We start from the raw sequence: 16,491 nt of genomic DNA, 5'->3' as shown, positions 1-16,491 counted from the left end.
CTTTCTATGGATCCTTACTATTATATGTACGACATATTTATAGGTTTGGGTTCCTTATCGACTTTATGCTCATTACTAATACTATCGGTATAGACATCTGCGCAATAAAGAAAATAAACAGTGAACAGTAAATGAGGTCGAATTACAGAAAATTATAGGTTAAAAAACATAAAAAAGCCGACCTCCAGCCATCGGAAGTCGGCAATAGTAGTTGGAAAAACAGTAGAACGCTAAAACGGATTAATGCATGCGTAAAAAGTTACTTAGCGATACTTTGAACAAGCGCAGCGACTTCTTCAGCCGTGCCAAGCTGCAACGCTTTTGCAGCCAAATCCTTCATGTCGGCAGCCGACAATTTAGATATTTGACTACGCGCTGGCAAAATGGAAGTTGCACTCATGCTGAATTCGTCGAGACCAAGACCCAGTAGCAGCGGAATAGCTGTTGCGTCACCAGCCATTTCACCACACATCCCCGTCCATTTACCTTCTGCATGGGCTGCATCAATTACATTTTTGACCAAACGCAGGATGGCTGGATTGTAAGGCTGATACAGGTAAGATACCTGTTCATTCATACGGTCCGCAGCCATTGTATATTGAATAAGATCATTCGTACCGATACTGAAGAAATCAACTTCCTTAGCAAACTGGTCAGCCAGTACAGCAGTTGATGGAATCTCAACCATTATGCCAAGCTGAATGTTGTCTGATACTTCCTTACCTTCTTCCCGAAGCTTAGCTTTCTCTTCGAGCAAAAGATCACGTGCAGCACGGAATTCACCAAGCGTAGCTATCATAGGGAACATAATGCGAAGATCCCCGTGAACACTTGCTCTTAGTAATGCGCGTAATTGAGTACGGAAAATATCCTGACGATCCAGGCAAAGACGGATCGCACGGAAACCAAGGAAAGGATTCATTTCCTTCGGAAGGTCAAGATAAGGCAGCTCTTTATCGCCACCGATATCCAGGGTACGTACGACTACCGGCTTACCCTTCATGTTCTCAAGTACAGTACGGTAGGCGTTATATTGAATTTCCTCAGAAGGCAGCTTATCGCGACCCATGTAAAGGAACTCAGTGCGGTACAGACCTACACCTTCGCCACCATTCTCAATGACACCATTCACATCATTTGGTGTACCAATATTGGCAGCTAGTTCAACATGTTTACCGTCTGCTGATACTGTAGGTTCGTCGCGAAGTTTCTTCCATTCTGCGATTTGCAAGTCGTAAGCTTCCTGCTTGCGAGTGTACTCTGCCACTTCAGCTTCGCTAGGATTGATCAGAACGTCTCCGTTCAGACCATCGACAATCACCAAATCGCCAGAATTCACTTCTGACAGAACCGTTTTAGTTCCAACAACCGCTGGAATTTCCAAAGAACGTGCCATAATCGCAGAGTGGGAAGTACGTCCACCAATGTTCGTTGTGAAGCCTTTAACGAACTTACGATTAAGCTGTGCTGTATCCGATGGTGTTAGATCTTGAGCAATCACGATTACTTCTTCACTGATTTCTGCAGGACTTACATAATGAATGCCCAGCAGGTGGTTCAGCAAGCGCTTGGTAACATCACGCATGTCAGCTGCACGTTCCTGCAGATAGGCACTCTTCATATTTTCGAACATCTCAATGAATTGCGTAGCCACTTCGTTTAGCGCATAGTCCGCGTTAACCGATTCCTCACGGATTTTATCAATTACAGGATTGATCAGCTCTGGGTCATCAAGAATAAGCAGATGTGATTCGAAAATCTCAGCCTTCTTCTCCCCCAGCTCTGCCAAAGTACGCTCTTTAATCGTTTGCAGCTCCACTCTTGATTTGGCGAGTGCATCATTCAACTTAGCGACTTCTGCTTCAGTATCACTGATACTTGTCTTCGTAATCGTATAATCCGGATGTTTCAGGATAAAAGCACGGGCTACTGCAATCCCTGCTGAAGCCGCGATTCCTGAAATCTTATTCATGGATTTCCCCTAGCCCTTCTTTAATCATTACTTCTTGAAGAGCGTTCAAAGCTTCTGCTTCTTCGCTTCCTTCAGTAATTAAAGACAAAGTATCCCCAGCTTCAAGACCCAATGATAATACGCCAAGAATGGATTTCAAAGTTACTTTTTTACCTTTAGCTTCTGCATATGCTTCTGTACCTTTGAATTTTGTTGCTGTATTTACCAAGGCAGTTGCTGGACGTGCGTGAATTCCATCTTCATCGACAATTCTGAATGTTTTTTGCATAATATTATCCAACTCGCTTTCTGTTATTAAAGTATTTTAAATTTATAGTGAAAGCTTCGCTTCCTTGTATGAACAAGGAAGCATCGGCCCTTGCACTTTTACTGAATCGTAATGATGTCTTGGTCTCCTATAGAAACCTTACCCGGCTTCTTCAATGTCACAGAAGAGCCCTCTGGTAAATTAGAGAAAATAACAGGTGAGATTACAGAAGGTGCATGTGCTTTTACATACTCTAAATCCACTTCCATAATCGGTTGTCCAGCCGCTACAAGATCGCCCTCTTCAACTAATACCGTGAAGCCTTGACCTTTAAGCTTAACCGTATTAACCCCAATATGAACTAGCACTTCCTTGCCTCCGTCAGACATAATACCGATGGCATGTTTGCTCGGGAACACGTTAAATACCTTACCGTAAACCGGTGAAGCAATCTTCCCATCTTCGGATAGGAACGCGAAGCCGTCGCCCGTCATTTTTTGGGAGAATACTGGATCTGGCACCTCTGTGATATCCAACAATTCACCGTTTACTGGAGATACGATATCTTCCTTGATAATCGCTTCACCAGCTTCACCTGCCTGTTGTTCTTCTTCTGGCTCTGGAGTAACCACTACTGGAGCTGCTGAAGCTGCAGGTGTCTTTCCGTTAATCACATCTTGAATCTGCGATTTAATCGTATCTGAACGTGTGCCAAAAATCGCTTGAACGTTATTACCCACTTCCAGCACACCTGATGCACCAAGTTTCTTAAGACGGTTCTTGTCTACGCCTGCCTTATCTTTAACTTCAACACGAAGGCGGGTAATACAAGCGTCTAAATGAGTGATGTTTTCTTTACCACCTAGAGCGGACAAAATGTTCCGCGGTAGATCATCACCGGCTCTGGAGACAGACTCCGTATTCACTTCTTCTTCTTCATTCGTATCTTCTTCACGACCCGGTGTCATAAGATTGAATTTCCGAATTACAAACCGGAAGCCGAAGTAATAAATTAAGGCAAGGACCAGACCTACCGGAATGACCAGCCACCAAGCTGTACGGTTCGGGATAATACCAAAGAGCACAAAATCGATAAAGCCACCCGAGAATGTCATGCCGATTTTAACATCCAGAATATGCATAGTCATAAAGGACAGACCTGCAAACACAGCATGTACAGCGAACAGCAACGGAGCCACGAATAGGAACGAGAATTCGAGCGGCTCGGTAATCCCTGTCAAGAACGATGTCAATGCCGCGGAAATCATCAAACTTCCGACGATCTTTTTATTCTGAGGTTTAGCTTCATGATAGATAGCCAAAGCCGCTGCTGGAAGACCAAACATCATGAATGGATATTTACCTGTAGTAAATGTCCCTGCTGTGAAGTCTACTCCATCGCGAAGCTGCTGCATGAAGATCCGTTGGTCACCACGTACCAATTCTCCAGCTTTATCAACGTAGGTACCAAATTCATACCAGAATGGAGAGTAGAAAATGTGATGCAGTCCAAAAGGAATGAGCGAACGCTCGATCGTTCCGAAGATAAACGCTGCAAGCGTTTTGTTCGTATCAATCATACTTTGTGACACATAGTTCAGACCATGTTGAATAGGTGGCCATACTATTGTTAGTAACAAGCCCAAGATTAGAGCTGTTACCGCCGTCATGATCGGTACGAAACGTTTACCTGCGAAGAAACCCAGGTAAGAAGGAAGCTCAATTTTGAAGAATCGCTTGTACATGGCCGAAGCCAATATCCCGACGAGTATACCTCCAAACACCCCTGTTTGCAGTGTTGGAATCCCTAATACGCTGGCATACGAGAAGTCGCCTTGGCTCAGGACGTAATCATTAACGCCAATAACTGTACCCATCGTAATGTTCATTACGAGGAAACCGATAATGGCAGCTAGACCTGCAACACCTTCACCGCCGGCTAAACCTATCGCAACCCCCACCGCGAAGAGTAAGGCTAGATTATCAAATACAATTTGTCCTGAGTTCATCAATACGTTGGCAACAGCCTGAACAACATGGTTCTCCAGTGCTGGAACATATTGCAGGAAGTCTGGGTTTACCAGCATGTTTCCTATTCCAAGAAGCAAACCTGCCGCAGGCAGAATAGCTACTGGAAGCATCAGAGCTTTACCAACTCTTTGTAAAACACCAAACAACTTTTTAAACATTTAGGTTACTCCTTTCATTAATTTCACTAAAACAGATGCCAAAAAAGGCATGAGCAACACAGTATAGAAGTTGTAATCTAACGCTATCGTTAGATTGCCCCAAGAAGGGGGTTAACAACCAAAATACTGTAATTCACTCATGCCTGATCGAATCAGTTACACGCTCGATATTCTGTTTTGTTGATGACAGTGAACATTGTAGCATCGTTTTTTTTAAGTGGCAAGCGTTTTTTTTGAAACCATGATTTGTTACAACTTTTGCACTTTAAGGAGCTTCACCATTCTTGTCCATATCTTGTTCGTCCACTTTTTTCTGGGCAATACGCTGCAGGTGAATCGTCAAATAACTCACCTCAGCTTGATACACGGGAATTCGCACACGCTGTTCGATAATTTTTGTTAATTTCCAAGCCAACGAATACATCTCAGGATACTCCCGTTTCATGAGTCCATCCAGGGTTGAGGTCTCTTGTACCGCCTCTCCACGGCGTAATCTTTCTAGAACGAATCGCAGATGGGTTACCAGTCTTGAGTAATCAAGTGAATCACGTGGGATTCGATAGTCCAGATAATTCTCGACTAACCCAACCAGCTCTCCAATCAAGAGAGAATGTTGTCTAACCTCGGAAATTTGCCTATTACTAAGTGCACTGACAATATGAAGAGCCACAAAACCTATCTCATCCACCGGCAATTCCACGCCCATAGCCTCATTGATCCTTCCAATCGCATATTCTGCCATCTTATATTCCTCAGGATAAATCTCCTTAGTTTCATACAAAAATGGATTATGAATTGGGATATCTTGTTCGAAACGACGGATAGCAAAAGAAATATGGTCGGTAAGTGCAATGTGAATATGCTCATTAAGCGGCTGACGGCTACAATGCATAATATGTAATACTATTTCTTGAACGACCTCAATCAACTTCTCATCCACTTGGGGAAGAAGCTGTTTATATTGTTCCTGTTCCTCCTGGCTGCGAAGAATAAACATCTTCTCCACGGAGGATAGATTAATCTGATCACGCAGCTTGCGGTTAAACCCTATCCCTTTACCGATAACTACAACCTCGGAATATTGAGGATGCTGGGCAATGATAACGTTGTTATTCAACACCTTCGCCACTGTTATGCTACTCATTTTTGACACCTCTTTTATTTCTAAACACCTAACTTCCAGCAGCATACGCAATAAGAAATCGTACGATGAATACAAGCTTTGCTACCATCATAACACCAAGAATTGCATATTAGAAGAACACTCTGTGTCCTTACTAAGCTAGTAGATCAGAGTGAACAGCCTTAAAGGCTTTTATTTTACCTGAAAAAATCTTTAAACACCAGTGAAAGCGTCGATGTCTGTATATACAATAATTCCCACGGGATGCCGATAAGCTATAAGGTTTATCAAAAATCACCTGTAAACGCATGAGCTTTTTATCATGTTGTCTAATTTAGATCAAAACAGATCAAAACATAAAGATTAAGGTATGACCAGCAGCTTTGCCAGTCATACCTTAAGTAAATTAAATCCATATAAATTGCATTAAACTATTATTCCTTTTGTTCAGGCACAGAAGTTAAAGTCTCGCTGGCTGTACTAGATGTTACTGATGGCTGAATATAAGTTGCAGGTGTAGCTGGTGCAACAGGTGCGACTGGTGTAACTGATGCTCCTTTGCTTCCGGAAGCTTTAGAGGTCAACCCCTTGATCAGTGCCTCTACATCAATCCCTGAGACGCTCTTCAACATCTCTGGAGCGGTGGACATTAGCTGAGTCACATAATTGCTGACCCGGGCTGCACCTTCCCCGTTACCGGTATCTACAACGGTAAGTTTATCAATAGATGCCAGCGGCTTCGCAATTTGGCCAGCCAAATCAGGCAGCATTTTGACGATGATATCGAGCACCGCTGCTTCGCCGAATTTCTGGAAAGCTTCCGCCAGTTTCTCTTTGGCTTCTGCTTCCGCTAGACCGCGCAACCGGATAACCTCAGCATCCGCTGTACCTTTAGCCAGCTCTGCATCCGCCATCGCTTGACCTTCAAGACGCTTCTGCTCAGATGTCGCTTTAGCTTGCGTTTCAATACTATATTGCAAGGCATCTGCCTCACGCATTCTCTTCGCCTTATCGGCTTCCGCCGCTTGCTCTACTGCATAACGATCCGCTTCTGCTTTTTTCTTCACTTCAGCATCATACTGCTTCTCGCGGACTTGAATTTCTTTGGCTTGCAAATCGATTTCACGTTCCTTACGTACCAGCTCAACCTTCATCTGTTCTTCAACAACGGTCTGCTTTGCACGTGCCTCTTGAATATGATAAGCCTGATCGGCTTCCGCTTTCGCTGTATCCTGATCCCGTTTAAACGCAGCCACCTTAAGCTGGTTTTCCTTGGAGGCTTCGGCAATATTCGTATCCCGCAGCAGCTCAGCTTTTTGCCCTTGCTCTTCTGCGTTTGCCTTTTGAATTCTCGCATCCCGCACTGCTTCTGCTTCAGCGATCTCTGCATCCCGCTTCACAGCAGCTATCCGCGGTTTACCCAGTGCCTCTAGATATCCATGTTTGTCTCGCACATCCTTGATGGTAAAGGAAACAATTTGCAGACCCATTTTCTTAAGATCACGTGCCGCCACGCCTTGAACCTCTTGCGCAAAGCGGTCACGGTTACGATATACTTCCTCAACGGTCATCGAACCGAGAATGGCCCGCAGATGACCTTCAAGAACTTCTTGTGCTTCGCTCTTCAGTGCTTCAATCGGTTTGCCCATAAATTGCTCAGCAGCTGTCGCCACATCTTCCGTTGAGCTACCCACTTTAATGATCGCCACACCGTCGGCAATAACCGGAACCCCTTGTTCGGTGTATACCTCCGGGGTCGTCACATCGAGTTTATGAGAAAGAAGCGACATAAATTCAGCCTTCTGAAAGACTGGGAGTATAAAGGCCCCGCCCCCGCGTACAATCTTTATTTTACGACCAGAACCATCGTCTGAAATATGATTTTTCCCCAAGAACGACCCCGTTACGATCATCCCTTCATCGGGTCCAACCGTTTTGTAACGTGCCCAGAATGCGATACCTAGCACAAACAAAACAGCAACGACAACAGCAGGGACTAACAAATACTCAGGAATACCGAACATTAAAGATCCACTCCTCTTCTCTTTTCGAATTCTGACACCAATGCAACGCCTTCTCTAACCTCCACTACAACAACTTTAATCCCTGCCGGAAGCAGCTCATGATCAAAGCTTGCTGCCGTATGCAGGCTATTGCCGGCGCCAAACTTTACCATAATCTCACCATAACCAGTGGCGGGAACAGGAATTGTGATTTCCCCGATCTTGCCAGGCAGATCACTCATTGAGAAACCATTGGACATTTCGCTTTTTTCCATGGGCTTAACCACCCCTAGATACATAAGTACTCCCAAAAAAGCGGCGGCTAACAAAGACAAAGCAATGATCGCCCCAGCTTCCAGAGCGCTGTACCGGGTTAGAAGAATGCCCGCTCCGCCGAACACGGTTATCCCTCCTGCCAGTACGGTGGGATTCAGAAAATCTACGGATACGAAATCAAAGACCCCATGCAAGGCATCTCCGATCAGATCTCCCACCAGGACGCTGACTATGGCAAATATGACGCCTAGCGCCAAGCAGCCTAAATACAGCGTTTGCATTTTTATTTCCTCCTGTCTTCAATCAGGACTGTCATATTACATTAAACGTACAAAGTAGGTCCTTGGTTTCACAATCTTTGGATATTCACCCAAATAAGTTCCATTCAGAGGATAAGCATGCTCACATTGGCACTATTTTATTACATGTGCTGGGTTGTCCTAAAGGCCGTCCCATAGTTGGTGAAGCGCGGATTTTTGTTGGGTAACACTCTCGCGCGTATGAAGAGGCTATGCTGCTTACGCACCTCGGCCCATCGGACTCAGCAGACCCTATTCGCCGATTTATCCGACATTTGGTATGCTATCGGACCGCATAGCCCCTATTCGCATGAAAATCAGCAAATATAAGACCATTTCGAAGCAATAGTGTCTCTGGTGTCCGAAAGTTTGCTCAAAAGGCTGAAAATTCGCAAATAACGTCAGCTAGGTCCGTAGGGTAGGCGTGTATTGGTAGAGGAATCGGTTGTGAGGGGGGATTACAAACACTAGTTGGTTGGGTAACACTCTCGCGCGTATGAAGAGGCTATGCTGCTTACGCACCTCGGCCCATCGGACTCAGCAGACCCTATTCGCCGATTTATCCAACATTTGGTATGCTATCGGACCGCATAGTCCCTATTGGCATAAAAACCAGCAAATATAAGACCATTTCGAAGCAATAGTGTCTCTGGTGTCCGAAAACTTGCTCAAAAGGCTGAAAATTCGCAAATAACGTCAGCTGGGTCCGTAAGACTCCCGAGGACGGTCGACGGATTAGATTACGGGTGCGAACAGTGATTGATGAGGTACCCCAGCAGCAGCGGAGGTACGGTCAGCGGCAGCGAAACCTTGGGATGAGAGCGACAGGAAAGTATAGAAAGAGGAGCAAGTCACACTAGAACATAAATACAAAGAAGCGATTCTTCCATAACGGAGGAATCGCTTCTTTGACATTCTATTGTGACTTCTGGAATAAAGACAATTGGTCTCTTTTCGTAGAAGAATTACTTACAAAGCCATTTTATAAATCTCAACTACGTCTTCACGCTCAAGCTTGCGGAAATTACCAAATGCTCCGAAACGAACAGCCTTGTCAGCCATACTGCCGATCTCGCTGTCATCAATATCATAATCTCCGAGTGTCTTCGGCGCACCGATGGAATCCCAGAAATTGCGCAGAGCCTCGATACCCTCCAGCCCGATTTCTGCATCAGTTTTGCCAGCAGGTTCAACTCCGAACACATTTACTGCAAGCTGACGGAAACGCGCAGGGTTTGTGCTGAGATTATATTTCATCCATTGCGGGAACAGAATCGCCAAACCTCCGCCATGCGGAATATCGTATACAGCCGACACTGCATGCTCGATATTATGAGTCGCCCAATCTCCGGCAAAACCCATGCTGACCATTCCGTTAAGCGCCATCGTACCGCAGTACATAATGGTCTCACGCAGCTCGTAGTTGTTCAGATCTTCGATAAGCTTCGGTGCGGTTTCAATTACAGTGCGCAGCAAAGTTTCACAGAACCCGTCTTGTACCGGTGTATTGCCGTCTGTATGGAAATAGTGCTCCAGAACATGCGACATGATGTCCACCATGCCATAAACGGTCTGATCACGTGGCAGAGAAAAAGTGTTCTCTGGATCAAGAATCGAGAATGCCGGGTAGGCATGCACGCTGCCCCAGCCCATTTTTTCCTTAGTAACCTCGTTTGTGATTACCGAGCCGTTATTCATTTCGGAACCCGTAGCAGCCATTGTCAGCACTGTACCCAGTGGAAGCGCGTCTTGAGCCGCTGCTTTACGCTCTACAAAGTCCCACATATCACCATCATATTTCGCTCCAACAGCAACAGCTTTTGCGCAGTCCAATACGCTTCCGCCCCCTACTGCAAGAACAAGGTCAATATTATGCTCCCGGCACAGCTCTACGCCTTTATGTACTGTGGAAAGACGTGGATTGGGTTCTACTCCAGAGAGTTCAGTCACTGTAGCGCCTATTGAACTCAGCTCAGCAACTACTTTATCGTACAAACCGCTGCGCTTGATACTGCCGCCACCGTACATCAAAAGCACATTTTTACCGTACTTAGGCACCTCTGTCTTCAAGGCTTCAAGGGTACCCTGTCCAAAAATCAGCTTGGTAGGATTATAAAATTCAAATTTACGCATATGTGTAAACCTCCAGTAGTTAATTCATAATGTCTTACTCCTTCGTATTATAAACCTCTGATTACCCGCATTCAAATTAGGTGGCTGGGTTTCGTCATTCCGAATAAAAAAAGATGCCCCAAGCCCATAGGCTAGAGGACATCCTTAAATCCAAATTCACTTACTACAAAGCGCCGAAGCTTGTTACGAAACGGCGGAAAGCCGCTTGACCTTCTGGAGTCCGTTTGTAAACGCCAGCGTGTTCAAGAATATGCGTAAACTTGATGCCAACTTCGTTCTGCACAATCTTGAGCGCTTCCTCGTGTTGCAGTGCAGTTCCGAATCGCTCCACCAGCTCCTGAATCCAAGCCGCATGCTGCGCAAGAGAATGACTAGGGTCATTCTTCACCGCTTCTAACAGCGCTTGATCTCCTGCAAGAATACCTGCGATGGAATCGAGTTCTTCCTTCAAACGGCCCGGCAGAATCGCCAGTCCCATAACTTCAATCAAGCCGATGTTTTCTTTCTTGATATGATGCATTTCCCGGTGTGGATGAAAAATCCCTTCAGGATATTGCTCATTAGTCCGGTTATTCCGCAGCACAAGATCCATCTCGAAGCTGCCGTCCTCGGCCCGGCGTACGATAGGAGTAACGGTATTATGTGGTTGTACTTCACCGTCAACCTCACTAAAGGCTAGCACTTCCGCCTCTGGATCGCTGTAGGCTTTCCAAGCTTCATAAAGCGCATTTCCGCATTCCAATAGAACCGCAGAATCTTCTCCATTTAAGCGCAATACGGACATCGGCCATTTTACGATATTAATGCTGACACCCGGATAAGAAGCATGTGTAAATGTATCTTCCTTAGGCGCTTTTTGAATCGGGAATGTGTGGCGTCCGCCCTGAAAATGGTCATGCGTCAGAATAGAGCCGCCAACAATCGGTAAGTCTGCATTGGAGCCAATAAAATAATGCGGGAATGATTCCACGAAGCTAAGCAGCCGCTTCAAGGTATCCTTGGTAAGCTTCATTGGCACATGATCATGATGGAATACAATACAGTGCTCATTGTAGTAAACATATGGCGAGTATTGGAAGAACCATTCTTCATTATTCAGGTTAAGCGGAATGATACGCAGGTTCTGGCGCGGCGGATGATTGATCCGTCCGGCATAACCTACATTCTCACGGCACAGCAGACATTTCGGATAGACTGGCGGCGGGAGCAGCCGAGCCATTGCGATTTCCTTCGGATTTTTCTCAGGCTTGGACAAATTGATCGTCATTTCAATGTCTCCATACGGCGAATCCTGCAGCCAGTAGACATTCTTCGAGATCCGATCCATCCGAATATAGTTCGAATCAATGCTCAATTTATAAAAACGGTCTGTAGCCGCGGAGATGCCTTTTTCAGCGGTCAGACTATAGAACTCAGCATTTACATCCGAAGGACGGGCCATGAGAAGTCCCATAATCTTGGCATCCAGCAAGTCACGGTAAGTGTCACTATTCTCTGGGATCAATCCGATTTCAAAACCATAATCAATCAGTGCATCGAGTGGAGCCTGCGGCCCTTCCAATGGACTTTGATCGATATCACCTACATGCGGCTCACTGAAACCGAACTGTTCGAGCAGCACATTACGGCTATAATCTTCATCGGATGGAGCTATAAGCTGCTGGCGCAGTGCGAACAGAACAAGCTGCTCAATCGCATGTAATGCTTTCTGGCCAGCAGGTGTAATCTTATTCTCGTTGTGCATTTTAATTCTCCTTAAGTAGGGTCTCAAGTTCAAGATAAGCTAACCTAAAGTCCCTTATTCTCCGTATCCTTGCGGATTGGCAGAGTGCCAGTTCCATGCACTTTGAATGATATCTTCCAAATCTGCATGCTGCGGGTTCCATCCAAGGACGCTACGCGCTTTGTCAGAAGAAGCTACCAGCACAGCCGGATCGCCGGCACGGCGTTCTTGAATGACTACAGGAATTTCAAGTCCAGTAACCTTCTTCGCCGTTTCAATCACCTGTTTTACCGAGAATCCAAGTCCATTGCCCAGGTTAAAAATATTGCTGCTGCTTCCGCTGCGCAGGTAAGTTACCGCACGAACATGGGCGTCAGCCAGATCGCTGACATGGATGTAGTCGCGCACACAAGTACCGTCTTCTGTAGGATAGTCATCTCCGAAAACTGCGATACTGTCACGTTGCTTCAAGGCCGTTTGCAATACCAGCGGCACCAAATGACTTTCTGGACGATGGTCTTCACCGATTTTGCCACTGGCATGTGCGCCAGCTGCATTGAAGTAACGCAATGCTACGTATTTAATGCCCAGTACTTTATCAAACCAAGCCATCATCCGTTCCATGGTCAGCTTAGTTTCTCCATACACATTGGCTGGTTCAGTGCGGTCTGTTTCTTCAATCGGCACCTTTTCCGGTTCGCCGTAGGTTGCGGCTGTGGACGAGAATACGATCTTGTTCACGCCCGCTTTTTGCATAGCTTCTAGAAGACACTGTGTACCATATACGTTGTTGTCATAATATTTTACAGGGTCCTTCATGCTTTCTCCGACCAAAGAGCTTGCAGCAAAATGGATAACCGCTTCAATCTCATTTTCAGCGAACAGCTTACCCAGCAGTTCTTTATCACGCAGATCACCTTCGTACAGCTTGCCACCCAGCAACGCCTCACGATGCCCTGTTAGCAGATTGTCGAGGACCACCACTTCTTCACCACGATCCAGCAGCTCCGCTACAGTATGGGACCCAATATACCCTGCTCCACCTGTTACTAAAATCGCCATCTGATTACACTCCCTTCAATTCTTGGACACCATTACCGATGCCGCAAACGTAGAACTCGCCAACCAAACCAGATCTTGTGGTATAGGCTTCACCAACTTCACGAATAAAACGTTCTATATCATCTTCATGTACCAAAGATACTGTACAGCCTCCGAAACCCGCGCCAGTCATACGGGAACCGAGTGTACCTGGGATGCGCCCAGCTTCTTCAACCATAATATCAAGCTCTGCACAGCTAACTTCATACAAATCGCGCAAGGACGCATGCGAATCATTCATGAACTGTCCAAACTGCTTCAGATCATTGTTTTTTAATACCTCAACGGAATCTAGCACGCGTTGATTCTCTTCCACAACATGGCGAGCGCGGCGTCTTACAATTTCGTCTGTGATTTTATCTTGATGTGCTTCGAACTGTTCACGATTAAGCTGTGCCAGATAAGCTAGTGAAGGCACTTCTTTTTGCAAAATAGCCAATGCCTCATCACACTGCTGACGGCGTTCATTGTACTTGGAATCTACAAGCCCTCTGCGTTTGTTCGTGTTGCCGATAACCAATTTGTATGAACCTGTGATGAACGGTACCAAATTGTACTCAAGTGTGTCGCACATCAGCAGGATCGCATGATCGCGTTTGCCGTTAGCAACTGCGAACTGATCCATAATTCCGGAGTTTACACCTACGTACTGGTTCTCAGCACGCTGGGACAAAAGTGCAATCTCAACAGTGTCTGTATCGCCACCTTCGAGAGTCAGGAACGCATAAGCAGTAACGACTTCAAGAGAGGCCGAGGAGGACAAGCCTGCTCCATTCGGAATATCGCCATGGAACAGCAGATCGTACCCTTTGGATACTGGTGTGCTTTTCTTATCCAGCTCAACCATTACCCCAATCGGATAGTCAATCCATTCACCCGTTTTGGCCTTGCCAATTTCGCTATAATCAATAGAAGCTTCGTAAGGAAAATTAGTTGATGCAAAATTCACTTTGCTGTCACTACGTGGACGCACAATCAGCGTTGTACCGAATTCCAAAGCTGCGGGAAGTACATACCCGCCGTTATAATCCAAGTGCTCTCCGATGAGATTGACACGACCTGGTGCATAAAACACCTTAGCCTCTTCCCCGCTCACCCCATATTTTTCAATAAATTTGTTATTAAGTTCCTGTATGCTCATTAATGCCACTCCATCCTTTCGCTGCTTCAGCCAGTGGGAATTAGTAAAGCGTTCTTTATGTACTCATTATAATAGATTCATTCATCCTCTGATAATGCAATCATGTGTGTAATGTATGGATAAATGTGACTTCCCATAATATAATAATTACATATATTACTGTTACTCTCTAAACTATAAGCCATTAAATGACATTAACACAAGAAAGGCTGTCCCAAATGGAGCATACTTATTCCGTAGGATCCAATCCAGTGTATTACGATAAACAGAACCTTCATGTACTGTTTGCCGGCCAGAGTCAGACCCTGCCCATGCATCAAGCTGGACCCAAGATCTATGATTATTATTTGCTGCATTTCATAGAATCTGGCTCGGGCGTTTTCCGTACAGAACATCATAAATATGAGTTGGGTAAAGGGGACTGCTTCTTGATCCATCCGGGACAATTAGTCAGTTACGTCTCGGATAAAGACCAGCCCTGGTGCTATCGCTGGGCAGCTTTTACTGGCAGCGAAGCTGACGATCTGGTGCTGCAGACAGGGTTCACACCACAACAGCCTGTGGTGACTACAACAGGTGAAAGCCTAATTCCAGGTGCCCTGTCCAGCATCATGCAAGCCTTCAACGCCAACAAAGAGAGTGCCCATCTGACTTCGCTTGGCTATCTCTATCTCATTGTCGGCGAAACAGCTGATTTGCTCTCTTCCTTCTCTCGTCTTCCCGGCGCAGAATCACAGGTTAAGCGTACTGTGAAGCAAATGATCCACTACATGGCATCTCAATATGCGCACCCGGTCTCTATTGAACAAATGTGTGATACGCTGGGTTATAATCGAGCCTACCTGTCCCGTGTATTTAAGCAAGAGACCGGATTATCTCCGGTGACCTACTTGCTGAAGCTGCGGATTGAAAAGTCCAGACAGCTGCTGCGTGAACGACCGGAGCTGTCCGTGGAACAGGTAGCAGCATCTGTGGGGCTCACCGATGCTTTATACTTCTCTCGCCAATTCAAACGGTTTTGTGCCCAGTCACCGACGGCTTACCGGATGACTACAACGAGACAAGCAGAGAAACCTGAACGTTAGTTTGCCCTTTAATCCATAAATCCATAAATCCACTATACAACAACAGCCCGCCTTCCTTAACGTAAGGAACCGGGCTGTTACTGTGTTCAATATGCTATAGTTCTGTCTTTAGAATCGTTTCAATCCGCTCTAACTCCTCCGGACTGAAATCAGGATTAGCTAAAGCAGCTATATTCTCTTCAATCTGATCCACTCTGCTTGCTCCAATTAGGGCAGAAGTAACCTTGCCACCCCGGAGTGTCCAAGCCAGTGCAAACTGAGCCAGACTCTGTCCTCGCGAAACCGCAAGCTGATTAAGTGCGCGAATCCTCCGCTGCACCTCCGGTGTAATCCGGCTCTCATTCAAGGCGGCAGACGGCTTGGCAGCTCTTGACCCTTCTGGAATACCATTCAAATATTTGTTGGTTAACAAGCCTTCAGCCAGGGGTGTAAAAGCGATGCTTCCTACACCACTATGTTCCAGTACATCCTGTAATCCGCCCTCAATCCAACGATCGAGCATAGAATAACTAGGCTGATGGATTAAGAGCGGTGTGCCCAGGCTTTTTAGAATACTGAGGGCTTCAGCCGTCTGCTCCGCATTATAGTTGGATAGTCCTATATATAAAGCTTTGCCAGAACGTACCGCATAATCCAGCGCCTGCATGGTTTCTTCAAGCGGTGTTTCCGGGTCTGGACGATGAGAGTAATAAATATCAACATAATCTAGGCCTAGCCGCTTCAGGCTCTGATCAAGACTAGCCAGCATATATTTACGTGAACCCCATTCCCCATAAGGGCCGGGCCACATGTTATACCCTGCTTTTGTAGAGATCACTATTTCATCACGATAAGGATACATATCATTGGCAAGAACTTTACCGAACAGCTCTTCTGCTGAACCAGCTGGTGGACCATAGTTGTTGGCCAGATCAAAATGGGTAATTCCAAGATCAAAAGCACGAGTGATCATTTCTCTGCCGTTCTCGTAATTATCGATCCCACCAAAATTCTGCCATAATCCTAATGAGATTGCTGGGAGCTTGAGACCTGAGTTCCCGCAACGATTATAACGCATGTTGTCATACCGTTTATCGTCTGCTACATATACCATTGCTTATCCCTGCCTCTCATTACACGCTGTTGTGAGCCTACCTTATCTTTAAACTTCTGAGCGTAATAATAATCTGGCAAGAGAAACCAAAGGACAGCTTTTTTCT

12 protein-coding genes are annotated in these 16,491 nt (G+C 45.7%); 1 reads left to right on the top strand and 11 read right to left on the bottom strand.

The window, feature by feature from the left end:
* Positions 1–259: 259 nt before the first annotated feature.
* From ptsP to NST40_RS08050, 10 genes are all read right to left on the bottom strand, one after another.
* Positions 260–1,972, bottom strand: a complete 1,713-nt coding sequence (gene ptsP / locus NST40_RS08095) for a phosphoenolpyruvate--protein phosphotransferase (protein WP_076126376.1) — start codon at positions 1,970–1,972, stop codon at positions 260–262.
* The gene (locus NST40_RS08090) at positions 1,965–2,240 is read right to left on the bottom strand and encodes an HPr family phosphocarrier protein (protein ID WP_076126374.1); all 276 of its coding nucleotides are present in this window, start codon (positions 2,238–2,240) and stop codon (positions 1,965–1,967) included. Before NST40_RS08090 ends, ptsP begins: the two co-directional genes overlap by 8 nt.
* Before the next feature lie 98 nt (positions 2,241–2,338).
* Positions 2,339–4,408 carry a glucose-specific PTS transporter subunit IIBC gene (ptsG, locus tag NST40_RS08085; protein ID WP_076135917.1) on the bottom strand — a complete coding sequence of 690 codons (2,070 nt, stop codon included), beginning with the start codon at positions 4,406–4,408 and terminating at the stop codon, positions 2,339–2,341.
* A 265-nt stretch (positions 4,409–4,673) separates the two neighbouring features.
* Positions 4,674–5,552 (bottom strand): PRD domain-containing protein, encoded by an 879-nt coding sequence (locus NST40_RS08080; protein WP_076126370.1) that lies wholly within the window; start codon positions 5,550–5,552, stop codon positions 4,674–4,676.
* Between the two features lie 413 nt (positions 5,553–5,965).
* Complete coding sequence (locus NST40_RS08075) at positions 5,966–7,555, bottom strand: flotillin family protein (RefSeq protein WP_342410584.1); 1,590 nt, start codon at positions 7,553–7,555, stop codon at positions 5,966–5,968.
* Positions 7,555–8,091: a protease gene (locus NST40_RS08070; RefSeq protein ID WP_076184696.1), complete on the bottom strand. Its 537-nt coding sequence runs from the start codon at positions 8,089–8,091 to the stop codon at positions 7,555–7,557. The genes NST40_RS08075 and NST40_RS08070 overlap by 1 nt, the downstream gene beginning before the upstream one ends.
* 987 nt (positions 8,092–9,078) lie before the next feature.
* Positions 9,079–10,242 (bottom strand): iron-containing alcohol dehydrogenase, encoded by a 1,164-nt coding sequence (locus NST40_RS08065; protein ID WP_076218461.1) that lies wholly within the window; start codon positions 10,240–10,242, stop codon positions 9,079–9,081.
* Between the two features lie 163 nt (positions 10,243–10,405).
* Positions 10,406–11,986 carry a UDP-glucose--hexose-1-phosphate uridylyltransferase gene (locus tag NST40_RS08060; protein WP_342410583.1) on the bottom strand — a complete coding sequence of 527 codons (1,581 nt, stop codon included), beginning with the start codon at positions 11,984–11,986 and terminating at the stop codon, positions 10,406–10,408.
* Between the two features lie 54 nt (positions 11,987–12,040).
* Entirely contained in the window at positions 12,041–13,027 is a 987-nt protein-coding gene (gene galE / locus NST40_RS08055; RefSeq protein ID WP_076126362.1) for a UDP-glucose 4-epimerase GalE, read from the bottom strand.
* Positions 13,028–13,031: 4 nt separating this feature from the next.
* Positions 13,032–14,207 (bottom strand): galactokinase, encoded by a 1,176-nt coding sequence (locus NST40_RS08050; RefSeq protein ID WP_076126360.1) that lies wholly within the window; start codon positions 14,205–14,207, stop codon positions 13,032–13,034.
* Between the two features lie 218 nt (positions 14,208–14,425).
* On the opposite strand from NST40_RS08050, the gene NST40_RS08045 reads away from it, so the two are divergent.
* Positions 14,426–15,292, top strand: coding sequence for an AraC family transcriptional regulator (locus tag NST40_RS08045; RefSeq protein ID WP_342410582.1), 867 nt, complete (start codon positions 14,426–14,428; stop codon positions 15,290–15,292).
* A gap of 94 nt (positions 15,293–15,386) precedes the next feature.
* Here NST40_RS08045 and mgrA read toward each other — a convergent pair whose 3' ends face one another.
* Complete coding sequence (gene mgrA, locus NST40_RS08040; protein WP_076126356.1) at positions 15,387–16,385, bottom strand: L-glyceraldehyde 3-phosphate reductase; 999 nt, start codon at positions 16,383–16,385, stop codon at positions 15,387–15,389.
* Positions 16,386–16,491 lie beyond the last annotated feature (106 nt).

The sequence above is a fragment of the Paenibacillus sp. FSL R10-2778 genome (assembly GCF_038593035.1).
Classification (GTDB): Bacteria; Bacillota; Bacilli; order Paenibacillales; family Paenibacillaceae; genus Paenibacillus_AQ; species Paenibacillus_AQ odorifer.
This window is presented reverse-complemented; position numbering and strand designations above follow the sequence as displayed.